The organism is Acetobacter sp. (assembly GCF_047721705.1).
Lineage (GTDB): Bacteria > Pseudomonadota > Alphaproteobacteria > Acetobacterales > Acetobacteraceae > Acetobacter.
In genome coordinates, this window is the sequence record NZ_JBDNXK010000004.1 from 59,676 (window position 1) to 72,411 (window position 12,736).

The 12,736-nt window shown below is 59.4% G+C and carries 10 protein-coding genes; 5 read left to right on the forward strand and 5 right to left on the reverse strand.

Features of this window, described 5'->3' with window-relative positions:
* Positions 1-63: 63 nt before the first annotated feature.
* Together ABF824_RS01470 and ABF824_RS01475 are read right to left on the reverse strand one after the other, a co-directional pair.
* Entirely contained in the window at positions 64-1,836 is a 1,773-nt protein-coding gene (locus ABF824_RS01470; protein WP_415486043.1) for an FUSC family protein, read from the reverse strand.
* A 114-nt stretch (positions 1,837-1,950) separates the two neighbouring features.
* Positions 1,951-2,853 carry a LysR substrate-binding domain-containing protein gene (locus tag ABF824_RS01475; RefSeq protein WP_415486044.1) on the reverse strand — a complete coding sequence of 301 codons (903 nt, stop codon included), beginning with the start codon at positions 2,851-2,853 and terminating at the stop codon, positions 1,951-1,953.
* A gap of 381 nt (positions 2,854-3,234) precedes the next feature.
* On the opposite strand from ABF824_RS01475, the gene ABF824_RS01480 reads away from it, so the two are divergent.
* On the forward strand, positions 3,235-4,086 hold the full coding sequence (locus tag ABF824_RS01480; RefSeq protein ID WP_415486045.1) for an SDR family oxidoreductase: 852 nt from the start codon (positions 3,235-3,237) through the stop codon (positions 4,084-4,086).
* A gap of 116 nt (positions 4,087-4,202) precedes the next feature.
* Here ABF824_RS01480 and ABF824_RS01485 read toward each other — a convergent pair whose 3' ends face one another.
* Together ABF824_RS01485 and ABF824_RS01490 are read right to left on the reverse strand one after the other, a co-directional pair.
* Entirely contained in the window at positions 4,203-5,711 is a 1,509-nt protein-coding gene (locus ABF824_RS01485; RefSeq protein WP_415486046.1) for a sodium:solute symporter family protein, read from the reverse strand.
* Positions 5,708-5,887, reverse strand: a complete 180-nt coding sequence (locus ABF824_RS01490) for a DUF3311 domain-containing protein (protein ID WP_415486047.1) — start codon at positions 5,885-5,887, stop codon at positions 5,708-5,710. Before ABF824_RS01490 ends, ABF824_RS01485 begins: the two co-directional genes overlap by 4 nt.
* A 98-nt stretch (positions 5,888-5,985) precedes the next feature.
* Here ABF824_RS01490 and ABF824_RS01495 point away from each other — a divergent pair, with 98 nt between their 5' ends.
* From ABF824_RS01495 to ABF824_RS01505, 3 genes are all read left to right on the forward strand, one after another.
* Positions 5,986-7,419, forward strand: a complete 1,434-nt coding sequence (locus tag ABF824_RS01495) for a protein adenylyltransferase SelO family protein (protein ID WP_415486048.1) — start codon at positions 5,986-5,988, stop codon at positions 7,417-7,419.
* A gap of 181 nt (positions 7,420-7,600) precedes the next feature.
* Positions 7,601-10,453, forward strand: coding sequence for a DNA translocase FtsK (locus ABF824_RS01500; protein WP_415486049.1), 2,853 nt, complete (start codon positions 7,601-7,603; stop codon positions 10,451-10,453).
* 1 nt (position 10,454) lies between these two features.
* Positions 10,455-11,126 carry an RluA family pseudouridine synthase gene (locus ABF824_RS01505; protein ID WP_415486050.1) on the forward strand — a complete coding sequence of 224 codons (672 nt, stop codon included), beginning with the start codon at positions 10,455-10,457 and terminating at the stop codon, positions 11,124-11,126.
* Positions 11,127-11,135: 9 nt separating this feature from the next.
* Here ABF824_RS01505 and ABF824_RS01510 read toward each other — a convergent pair whose 3' ends face one another.
* Positions 11,136-12,278: a glycosyltransferase family 32 protein gene (locus tag ABF824_RS01510; RefSeq protein ID WP_415486051.1), complete on the reverse strand. Its 1,143-nt coding sequence runs from the start codon at positions 12,276-12,278 to the stop codon at positions 11,136-11,138.
* A 183-nt stretch (positions 12,279-12,461) separates the two neighbouring features.
* Here ABF824_RS01510 and ABF824_RS01515 point away from each other — a divergent pair.
* Positions 12,462-12,736: FAD-dependent oxidoreductase (locus ABF824_RS01515; protein WP_415486052.1), on the forward strand; the 275-nt coding region annotated here is incomplete at its 3' end.

Sequence of the window (12,736 nt, forward strand, 5' to 3'; positions counted from 1 at the left end):
GGAGATTTCGGAAATGCCTTACCGTGCGAAACGCATTTGCCGTGTCCCATTTTTGTGGACTGTTTACTGGATGGCGTTCCGCAGCCGCACCATTTCCAGAAGAGCGAAACGCAGGTCGGTCTGATCACCCGGCAGCCGGTCGATGAACCGCAACAGAACAGGCATTACGGCTGTCGCCCGTTCCCGATCCTCCCGCCACAGACGCAGAAAGACCTGCAATCGGCGCGAAAGCCACGGGGAACAGGATTTACTCTGAGCCACATCCCGCACTTCGATGACATACATGCCGACTGTCATGATCGCCATATGTTGTGAAAAACGGGCGAAAACCACGTCCTCCGGCACATTCCGGGCGGTTCGCACCGTGCGGACCATACTGTCCGCATTCACGATCAACCAGGCCCTTTCGGACATCCGGTTGGCAGGAGAAGTCAGATCAAGCAAACGCCGCTGCGCCCAAACAATAGTCCGACGCAGATGATCATCCGGGCGAAACGTCAGCACAAAGCGAAACATGACGGCGGAGAAAAACACCGCGCCGAGGAAGGCTAAAGTGCCGTTCAGGAACGAAATCTCGTCATAGCGTCCGGTGTTCGCAGGACCGATCAGAACCGGTAGAAACATGTTGAACGAAAAGGCATGATTGATCAGTCGTGGCGTTCGGGCAGCCAGACCACCCACCACCATTGGCACCATCAGCGCACCAGCCAGAAGTTCAGGAGCTGTCACGGCGGGGACCACCAGCACGACGAAAATGGCTGCCACAAACGCACACCACATCGCGCCCCGGACAAAACCACCGGTCGCCAGTGTCGGTGTTTCCCGCGTGGCCAGCAGCCCGTAGACGAGGGCGACATAGGAAACGAAGGTAATGCCTGCGGGCCACCCCGTGACTTCCCAGAGCAACCAGGCCCCCATGATCCCGGCGGCTGCGCGTCCCCCGTTGCGTAACCCTTCCACACCCTGCCGCACGGATCGGGAAGCAAAGCGGAACCGGTCACCCCGTTGCGGCTGGACGATCATCCCGACATGCTCATCGGCACTGGCAAGACTGCGCTGAATAGTGGGCCAGCCAGCATCCGCGCGCCGCCGCGCGAACGCCGCCAGCAAGGACGCCAGGGCGGCACGCGCGTGATCCGCCGCCCGCCCGGCTGCCGGTCCCATTTCCAGCACGTCGTATTCGATACGGCCCGCCGCCGCCATGATGTCTGCCAGCAACGCCTGCTGAACCGGGCGTGAGAAATCGTTTCCCTCAAGCACCCGACCGACATGATCCGCGACAGTCTTCAGACGCTTCACGAGATTCCGCCGCGCGTTTCCCTCCATGTCCGGCATGAACATCATCGTCGCCACGCCTTCGCAGACGATACCAAGAATGATGTAAGTGCCGCGCGCCATAGCCACGGAAAAGGCGGCGTCCGGATTGGAGATGGCGTCCACCGCGACAATGGCCGTCGTGAAACCGGCCACCAGAAAGCCGTAGCTTCTGAAACCATCGAAAAAAGTGGCGCAGCCGCAGCACAGGCCAATCCACACAGCGAGGCCAACAAAGAAAATGGCAGCCTGCTGGGGAAAGGAGGCGATCAGCGCGACGCCGACGGAACAACCTGTGACTGTTCCCACCAAGCGCCACCGAGCCTTGGAAATCGACTCACCGCGAGAAGCTGTGGCGACCACCCACACTGTCAGGGGCGCCCATTGCGGACTGCCCAGTTCCATCCACATGGCGATCAGCAATGAGAAAATCGCAGCACAGGACGTGCGCACAGCGAACCCAAGATTCGCAAGTGACGGCGCGAAAAGCCAACTCCAGTTCCGCTCTGCCGCCGCTGTCACGTCTGCCCTGTTCCCTACGCATTAGTAGCCCGTGGCGTTGCAAGCAGACGATAGCGCGGGGAAAGTCCAAGTCTTTCTTATGATAAAGTCATAAATGGCATTTATAATGCATTTTCAGAGCATGAGCGCACTTGTCATATCCAGCTTGGCGACCGTGCTCCATGCACATTGCATGAGCGCGCTCGTCAGCGGTCTCCGTATCCTGACAAGCCCCACCGGCAATTCCGGAGACGGCTGCATCTGGCGGATTTTCAGCCCAAGCCCGGCTGTGGCGGGTGGCAGTGCGGCAATCGGCAGAATGGACGCCAGCCGTCCTGCCTTGAGTTCGGCATGCAGCAGTTCGAGCGCATTGGTCTCAAACTGGACATCCGGCTTTACACCCGCGACCGCGAAAGACTCGTCCACGATCTGGCGGCTTTTCATCGACCGATCAAAAAGACAAAGCGGCAGTTCGGCAGCCTCGGACCAAGTGCAGCGCACACGTCCCGGCAGGGTCACGCCGGGGCCTGCCGCCAGAACATGCCGTTCCTTATAAAGCGTGTGTTCTTCCAGATTGGCCGCTGTCGTCTGCTGATCGAGATAAACGAGCCCCAGATTGAAACGCTCCTCAACCAGCCCCTGCATCACCTCGGCAGAGGAAACGACAGTCATATCCAGATGAAGGGCCGGAATCGCGGCGCGAAGGCTTTCCGCCAGCAAGGGCGCAATCTGAATGGCTGGCGGCATGATACCGATGGACAGCGAACCGCCTGCCACATCATGGGCGAAGCCCGCCTCCTGTTTCAGCCCCTCCAGCGCCGCCAGACTTTGCCGCGCCCACGCCACTACCCGCTCGCCTTCCGGCGTCAGGCCCAGAACGCGATGACGGCGGCGGACGATGGAAACGCCGAGCTCATGCTCAAGCTGCCGGATGGCTGTGGAAAGAGCGGGCTGGGACACGCCGCAATGGGCCGCGGCGCGGGAGAAATGCCGGAAGTGATCGAGCGCGACCAGATAACTCAACTGCCGGAGAAACATACGATTTTCCCTTCGCCTCGTCTGTTGCCGTCATTCCAGAATGGGGACGTCATAGACGAAAAACGTCCAGTCAAGAAAAGTCGGGCATTCTGACGGGGAACGGACAATCGGACCGGGTCTGACAGCACTCACCCGTTCCTGACCACATATTGGCTGGCAGGAGCCAACATTCATGCAGATCGGGGAGCAATCATGGGCTGTGGGCAAGAGGGGTCACTTTTCCAGACTACCCCGATATTACTCAGAGAATACTGACTTTCCGATAATTTCATTACGCTTTCTGCAAAAAACAAAAACAGAAGGATAATTTTTCACGGAACATATCAGCGAGCAGTCGCGTTTTCGACTCAGTGAAATACTGGGATTCGAAAAGGAAATACCATGACGACCGTATTGATAACGGGTGCCGGCACTGGTTTTGGCCATGAAGTGTCGCTGCGCATGGCGGAAAAAGGATTTGATGTCATCGCTGGCGTAGAAATTGCAGCACAGGTTTTCACGCTTTCTGAAGAAGCGAAAAAACGCGGCGTTTCCCTGCGCGTCGAGAAACTCGACGTGACCTGCGATGGAGACCGGCAGAAAGCGGCTGACTGGGACGTGGATATCCTGCTGAACAATGCCGGCATTTCCGAAGGCGGTTCCGTCGCCGACATCCCGGCGGACAATCTCCGCTGGCAGTATGAGGTCAATATCGTTGGGCCGATCGCACTGACTCAGATCGTGCTGCGGAACATGGTGAAGAAAAAGAAAGGGAAGATTGTCTTCATGTCGTCTGTGGCCGGTCTGACCACGGACCCGTTCGCCGGAGCCTATTCTTCCTCCAAACACGCTATCGAGGCGATTGCGTCGGCTCTCAGTCAGGAGGTCAAGGAATTCGGGATCGAAGTGGCGACGGTCAATCCCGGCCCGTTCCTGACCGGTTTCAATGACCGTATGTTCGAGACGTGGGAAAGTTGGGAAGATGACCCTTCAGAGCGTCTCTTCGACTACAGCAAGATCGCTTTCCCGCATGAGCAGTACGACCCGGAGCCGGTCTTTGAAACGACCGTTGGCGTTCTGAGCGGTGAAATCCAGACCTATCGCAATGTCGAACCCAAGGAGATCATCCCCGAACAACGCCAACAGCTCAATGCTGTCTGGACGCAGAAGGTTGCGGATGGGCTGGGCCAGCAGGCGCCTCTCGTAAAGAAGGCTTATGAAATCAAGCCCGGTACGCCGGTCGAGGAAGGCTGATCCACAAGTCTGGCGTTTCGATTTGGGATGAACGCATTAGAAGATCACCAAACAAAAAGCCTGCCTCCGCGAAAGCAGAGGCAGGCTTTTCACTATCTCTAAGCAGGCGACCGCACTTATTCAGCAGCCACCGCCACCCTTCGGTTCGGAACAATGACCGAGACCACACCAGCCACGATGATGTTGACCACCAGAGCGATCAGCCCCGTGGAAACCAGTTCGGACCAGCCACCAATGGCGAGCGTGTGAACCGGCTTCAGACCATCGGACCAGCAGATTCCCAGACCAACGACCGTGCCGACAACCCAGCCTGCCAGCATGCCGGTTGATGAAAACCGAAGCTTGGTCAGACCAAAGATCAGCGCGGGGAACGTCTGAAGAATGATCACGCCACCCAGCAGCTGAAGGTCGATGGCGAACTTTGCGTTCAGAAACAACACGCACACCAGAGCGCCGAGCTTCACGCCAAAGGCCGCGACACGCGATGTGGTCATCGTGTCGTACTGCTTGGGCAGGATGTTGTGCGTCAGCAGGTTCGCCGCACCGATGGCCATGACAGCGGCTGGCACAAGCGCGCCGACAGCGATGGCGGCGAACGCAAAGCCTGCGAACCAGTCCGGAAACAGTTTCAGGAACAGGTAAGGCACGACCATCGAACTGACCTTCGTGTCGATCCCCGCAACATGCGCCATCATGCCGAGCAGCGCGATAAGGCCGAGCACAATGGTGTAGATCGGCAGATAGACAGCGTTCTGCTTCACCGTATCAGCAGATTTTGCGGCAAGAATGCCGGTCAGCGTGTGCGGATAGAGGAACGCGGCAAGCGCGGAGGACAGCGCCAGCGTGGCGTATGGCATAAGTTGCGCGGACGACATCACATGCGTGCCGTCAGGCGGGGTCACAACCGTGTTCATTACGTCGAACATATGCCCATAGCCGCCAAGCTTGATCGGAATCAGCGTCACGGCCGCGATGACCGCGATGTAGATCATGATATCCTTGATGAAGGCCGTTAGCGCCGGGGCATGCAGCCCACCGAGCCACGTGTAAGCCGCAAGCGACACGAAAGCGACGATCAGCGGCAGTTCACCGGAGAACCCAAGCGCCTCCACAACCGTGCGGATGCCGATGAGCTGCAACGCGATGTAAGGCATCACCGCGATCAGGCCGGAGAAAGCCACGGCCAGTTCGAGCGCACGGCTATCAAAGCGCGCGCGGATGATGTCAGCCGCCGTTCCATGACCGCCATCATGGGCGATCTTCCACAGCTTGGGCATGACCACGAAAATGAACGGATAGACGATGATCGTGTAAGGCAACGCGAAGAAGCCGTAGGCTCCGACGGCGTAAACCAGCGCGGGAACAGCAATGACCGTGTAGGCAGTGTAGAAATCACCACCGACAAGGAACCATGTGACCCACGCGCCGAACTGACGGCCTCCCAGCCCCCAGTCTTCGGTGCCATGACCGCCATGCGCATCACCAGACGGAGCAGGCGGCGCTTTCTTGCCACCGGGCAGCCAGCCCTTCCAGTGGGAAACGGTACTGCCTGCCACGATGGTCATGGCGAAGAAGAAGATAAAGACACCAAGCGCGAGTGTATCTGCTGCAGGAACACCATTCATGACTGGGCTCCCTTCTTCCACGCAAGCCAGATAAGAACAGAGGTGACCGGCACCCAGGCGAACTGGTACCAGTAGAAGAACGGGAAGCCGAAGAGCGCCGGTCCCTGAAAGTTGTAGAACGGGACCCACAGGAGCCCTATGAAGGGCGCCAGCAGCAAGACATTGAAGATTTTCATTTAACGACCGCTTGTGTTTGATTTTTGGTTGCGGATTCGTTGACAGTGAAAAATGAACGTCGGGAAGTCAATGACTTTCCGTCTGGAAGCTTTGGAACATGCCCTTCTCACACGCTTTTCATCCAGCCACGGATCACACCCGCCTCGGGAAGCTGTTTTACGACGCCGTGGAACCCGCTTCTTTTCCGGCACATATCCTCCGTTACCGGAACAATCGGGCAGCCGCGACGGTTGGGATGGACACGCTGACCGACGAGGAGTGGATCGATCATTTCGGCCGTTTCACACCGCTCCCCGGCTCCCTGCCGCACCCTCTGGCGCTGCGATATCACGGGCATCAGTTCCGGCAGTACAATCCTGATCTCGGTGATGGGCGCGGCTTCTTGTTTGCACAGCTGCGGGACGACAAGGGACGCCTTCTCGATCTTGGCACCAAAGGGAGCGGTCGGACACCATGGTCCCGGGGCGGCGACGGGCGCCTCACCCTCAAGGGTGGTGTCCGGGAAATCCTCGCAGCCTCCATGCTGGAGGCTCTCGGTGTGGAAACTTCGCGAGCACTCAGCCTGATTGAAACGGGAGAGAATCTGGAGCGTCACGATGAACCTTCGCCAACGCGCTCCGCTGTTCTCGTCCGCCTCAGCCACTCCCACATTCGCATCGGCACCTTCCAGCGCCTCGCGGCCAATGCGGAAACAGACGCAATCGGCCAGCTCGTCGCCTATGTATTGGAAACATATTACCCCCAGCTTGGCGTTCCCGCCGAGGGTGAAGCTGCTCTCACCCTGTTCAAAGCCGTATGCCAAAACGTGGCGCGTGTGGGAGCACAATGGATGGCGGCCGGTTTCGTGCATGGCGTCCTGAACACGGACAACATCGCCATTACAGGCGAAAGCTTCGATTATGGTCCGTGGCGTTTCCTGCCGCGCTTTGATCAGAACTTCACCGCAGCCTATTTCGACCAGACCGGCCTTTATTCTTATGGCCGCCAGCCCGGTGCACTGCTCTGGAATCTCGCGCGCCTCGCGGAATGCCTGCTGGAATTCTGCTCCCATGAAGCGCTGACAGGTGCGTTATCCGATTTTCCAGAGCTTTATGAAACGGCGCTGGATGCGGCGTGGTGCCGCAGGCTGGGTGTAATGCAGGAAAATCCGGAAGCCGACCGTGCGTTCCGTCATGCCGTCACGCTGTTCATGGAAACGTCCGGCATTCCATTCCATTGCCTGCCTTTTGACTGGTATGGCGGCGGCATCAGCGCCCAACGCGCGTTGGCGAGCGACCGCGCGCATTTTTACAACGATCCGTCTTTCAGCGACGCTCGCAAGGCCCTCGAAGCACGGCGCCCTCTGCCGGGCCTCTCGCTCGATCATCCCTATTTCGCCGGAGGCGTTCCCTGCAACATGCTCATCACCACCGTTGAGGATCTCTGGACCTCTCTGAACGACAGGAACGACTGGCAGGCGCTTGACCGCAAACTGGCCGAAATCGATCTGATGGCGGACGCTCTCGGCACGCGGGAAAGTCTCTCAGACTGAAATCCGTCCATCATCCTGTCACGGACGTGCAAAAAATCTTCGCTTTTTGGACATATCCGGGCTTTAAGAGCGTTTCTTCATCTTCAGGATGCGCTTCGCTCACGGTATGCTGCGTGCCACGCGCGCATTGCCGCGCGAGGAGCATCCCTGCCCACGAACCCGCAACGTCAGGACCGGTGACTTGGCGCGTCTAAGCCGTTTTATCCCTTCAGGCCTTTCCTCTCCCTCGACGAAAACGTCGCTCAAACGGACAGGAGATCAGCTCGGCGGCATCGTGCTGTGGGTTCTTGCTGCCGTGCTTGCGGCCTGCTTCTGGAGTTACGATCCGCTCGATCCGTCACCGGACGTCTCGACCGACCGCGCCGCAACAAATCTGCTGGGTAAACCGGGCGCGTTCGTCGCCGATATCCTGATCCAGAGCGTGGGGCTTGGCACGTCTCTGCTGGTCTTCGCCCTCATTGCTTGGGGATGGCGTATTTTCCGCCACAGGGGACTGAGCGTCTTTGTGCTGCGCGCCATTGCGCTCATCTGTCTCATGCTGGTCTCTGCCTCCCTGTTTGCGGCGGTTCCTATTCTCATCACGGCATTGCACGCACCCGCATGGCCTTCGGATGCGGGAATCGGCGGTGGAATGGGCTTCAGCATCGCCAGCGCCTCCATCGCGGCTGGCATGGCGGCCATTGGCCCCGCAGGCGGCGTGATTCTCTGGGTGCTCGGTCTGATTCTGGCCGTTCTTCTCGGCGCACTGGCATTCGGGCTCGACCGGAACGAATGGAACGCCATCGCCCGTGTGACAGGCTCCTTTCTGGCGCTGGCAGCGCGTCAGCCGGGTCGCGCCGCACGGATGATCATTGCCCGCCAGCGTCGTGACACCTATGCGGATGAGCCAGTGTCCAGTGTGCCGGATGATGACGGCTATGCTGACCAGAACCCGGCCCGCAAACGGTCATGGATTCCCCGCCGCGCCGAGGCTTCCCGCGCATCGGCAGGAAAATATCTTGCAGCCACGGCGGCACGCGAAACCCGCTTCGCTCCCCCGCCGCCGCGAGAGGAAACAGCCCGCCAGCCTGCTCCAAGCCGCTATACGGGCGAGGAAGCTGGCAAGGATCTCGCGCTCTACGCCCCTTCTCCGGAATCACCTCCGGCCAATCGCCCAACGGGTCGTCGCCCCACCAACACGATCAACGAAGACGAACCCGTCTTTTCCCTGCCCGGCCCGTCGCAGGACCGTGCGCCGCGTGAAATGGCGGACACACAGCAGGCCGAAGACTCCGTGGCGCAGCCAACGGCCGCGTTGCCTGAGAGTTCCTACGCCCCTTCCGCGCAGGCCATTGAGCCGCGGCAGGATCCACCGGCTCCACGTCCGGCGGCCTCCGTACAGTCATCGGCGGGCACCACACCTCCAGCAGATGATGGCAAGAAATCCATCCTCTCCCGTCTCTTCGGCGGCCGTGCTGAAGGCGAGGATGCCGCCACACCGGGGAAAAACCGGAACACCCGTGACGCTACGAAAACTCAGGGCTGGACGCTTCCTCCCGTCTCGCTGCTGAAAGCTCCGCCCGCTTCCCGCGCCGCGATGGCGCCCACACGCGAAATGCTGGAAGGCAACGCGCGTCTGCTGGAAACCGTGCTCGCTGATTTCGGCGTGCAGGGACAGATCGTGGACCTGCATCCGGGTCCAGTGGTTACGCTGTATGAACTGGAGCCCGCACCGGGCATCCGTTCAGCGCGTGTGATCGGTCTGGCCGATGACATCGCGCGCTCGCTCTCCGTGCTGAGCGTCCGCATCGCCACCGTGCCGGGACGCAACGTGATCGGCATCGAAGTGCCTAACGCCGTGAAAGAGACGGTTTACCTCTCCGAACTGTTCACGTGTCCCGACTGGCAAAACAATTCCGGCAAGCTGGAACTGGCGCTCGGCAAGGATATCGCCGGTCTTCCCGTGTTCAGCGATCTGGCGAAAATGCCGCATCTTCTGGTCGCGGGCACCACCGGTTCCGGTAAATCGGTCGGCATTAACGCGATGATTCTGTCGCTGCTGTTCCGTCACTCGCCGGACGAATGCCGTCTCATCATGATCGATCCGAAAGTGCTGGAACTGTCGATTTATGATGGCATCCCGCATCTGCTGACCCCTGTCGTCACCGAGCCGAACAAGGCTGTCACTGCTCTCAAATGGGTGGTGCGCGAGATGGATCGTCGCTACCGGGCGATGGCGCACCTGCAGGTGCGTAACATCATCGGCTACAACGAGCGGGCCGCTCAGGTGCGCGAGCGCGGCGAGGAAGTGACGCGCCGGGTTCAGACCGGTTACGACCCCGAGACCGGCAATCCCACCTTCGAGGAACAGTCGCTCGCACTGGATTCCCTTCCCTATATCGTCGTGATCATTGACGAGATGGCCGACCTGATGATGATGGCGGGCAAGGAAATCGATGCCGCCGTGCAGCGTCTTGCCCAGAAGGCGCGTGCCGCTGGCATCCATGTGATCATGGCCACGCAGCGGCCTTCCGTGGATGTCATCACCGGCACCATCAAGGCGAACTTCCCGACCCGTATTTCCTTTCAGGTCATCAGTAAGTTCGACAGTCGCACCATCCTTGGCGAGCAGGGCGCGGAACAGCTGCTCGGTCAGGGCGACATGCTGTTCATGCAGGGCGGTGGCCGGATCACCCGCGTGCACGGCCCCTTCGTGGCGGACAGCGAAGTCGAAGCCGTCACCGAATTCCTGCGCGAACAGGGCGAACCGATTTACGACGAAGATGTCATCTCGGATCGGGAGGATGAAGCGCCGACGGCAGGTGCTTTCGACAGTGGCGGCGATGGTGGAGACAACAGTCTTTACGACAAGGCGGTTTCCATCGTGATCCGCGAAGGCAAAGCCTCCACATCCTTCGTGCAGCGTCATCTCTCGATTGGTTACAACCGCGCTGCGAAACTGATCGAGCAGATGGAAAAGAACGGCATTGTCACGGCTGCCGATCATGTCGGTCGCCGCAAGGTGCTGATCGGGCGTGGCGCCTCGGACGACTGAGGTGCCTCCCCTTCCCTTTGAGACGCTTTACGAAAGCAACCGGCTTCTTGTCATCAACAAGCCAGCAGGGTTGGCCGTGCATCCCGGCCCCCGCGGGGGCCCGAGCGTGGAAGACTGGTTCCCGCTCATGACACGCCGAAAAGATGGCCCGTGGCTGGCGCACCGGCTTGATGCGGATACGGCCGGATGTCTGGCCATTGCGCTCCGCAAACAGGCGCTTCTTGAAGCGCAGAACTGTTTCGCGGCAGGAAAAGCGACCAAGATTTACTGGGCCATCGTTCGGGGTGCCCCCCCTGACACGCTGGAAATCGACCAACCTTTGAAAAAGGTCAGCAGTGCCGCATCTGGCTGGCATATGCACGCCGCCGCTGACGGTTTGCCAGCCCGCACATCTTTACGGGTAATGGGATCGCACGGCGGTTTTGCGTGGGTTGAACTGACGCTGCACAGCGGACGCACCCATCAGGCGAGAGTGCATTGCGCCGAAGCGGGCTTCCCCATTCTTGGAGATCCGGTTTATGCGCCGCCCGGAGCAGATACATCCTTGCATCTGCTGAGTCGCAAGCTAGTTCTGCCGCTGCCCGAACAGACGGTTTCGGCTGTCGCACCGCCGCCGCCACACATGATGGCGGCACTCAGGGCCTGCGGCTACACGCCTTCCGCAGACCTCTGAACACGGGGTTCAGTTGCTGACCGCGTGCCAGGACTTGCCCTGAAACTTGTAGTCAACATGCAGTTCCTCAATCACATCGGCAAACACCGTGTGATCGTAGATCATCATGGAAGGAATGGGCCGCACACGCGTGAAATCAGCATGGAAAGTCCGGTTCAGCGCCCGCTCGAATACGCCCGGACCTGTCTTGTAAGGAATATAGAGACCTTCAAACAGATAGCAGTTGCGATAGAGCGACAGCAGCACGTCTTCCAGAATCGGACTGTTCGCTACGGATCCGAAGAAATCATTGTGAACCACGCTGTCATGCGTGAGCAGGAATACGTGGGAATGATGCTGTGACAGACGGTTGAAAAACACGTCTTCCGAGCGGATGCGGATATCCGCATCCAGCCACCAGCCGCCAAGCTTCTGAATCACATGCGCACGTAGGAAGTCCGCAGCCTCGGCGGGGTGGCGCATGGAAAGGAACAGATTTCTCGCTTCCACGCCGTAGACATCATACAGCCATTCGGCCGCTTCAGCCTGATTGAATGTCTTGACCTCGATGCCCGGCAGATTGCGGTGATACTCGAAGTTGCGCTCGACTTCGTCAGGGGTCTCTTTATCCCAGTACAGGTAGACCTTGCGTGGAATAAGAGCGTTTGGCAGCCGGGGATCGGCCACGCCATTGCTCATCTGCTCGCGATAGAGGCGGTTCATCACCTCCAGATACAGGCGATCGCACTCTTCCCCCGTGTGGAACTCGTCATAGCAGTTGCCCATGATTCGGGCTGCCTTGACCAGATCACCGGAGACCCATGCCGTCTGGATACCGAGGATGTAGTTATACAGCGGGAGCGACAGTTCCTTCAGCGCATCCATGTCTTCCTGACTTGGCTGCTGTCCGGCTTTCAGCTGGCACAGCAGACTGACATGCAGCAGGATATGTCGTCCGGGCTGCTGGTGCGGCGACTTCGAATGCAGCTCATACCCGATGTGATAGACGCGTGCCGCCTCGGCCACGCACCGGTCGGTATGCAGGATATTGGCAAGAACGAAGGCTTTGTCGACCGTGTCGCAGCCATGCTCGTTGTAATACGCAATGGCCCGCTCATTATTTGCCAGATCGGAGGGAGTCAGTTGCGGAGCCTGCGTTGCCGGTTCAGTCATTCATTCTCTCCGAGTGGCGATAGATCATTGCACTTCTTATCAAATCCTGTGTTCAACACAACTCGGTGACAACCTCATTCCCGGTATTTGCGCCAGAAAGACGCGATACTGACGTGCCCTTAACAAAAGAGCCTCGACGCGGCATCGTGCGGCTCGTTTTGTTCCATCCTGCCGGAGCGCCTCATGCCCGAAACCGTCAACAACACATCCGCTCCCAGCATTCTGGTCCGCGGAGCAGGCATCGCCGGGCTTGTGTCAGCCGTGATGCTGGCCAAACATGGCGCACGGGTCACTTTGGCCGAGGCTGGCCCGAAGGTGGGATCGGGCGCCTCATGGATGGCGGGAGGGATGCTCGCGCCTTGGTGCGAGGCCGAATCTGCGCCACCGGAAGTGACCGAACACTCGATTCATTCCCTCGACTGGTGGCGCGAAAATGTGCCGACCGTGCAGGCGAACGG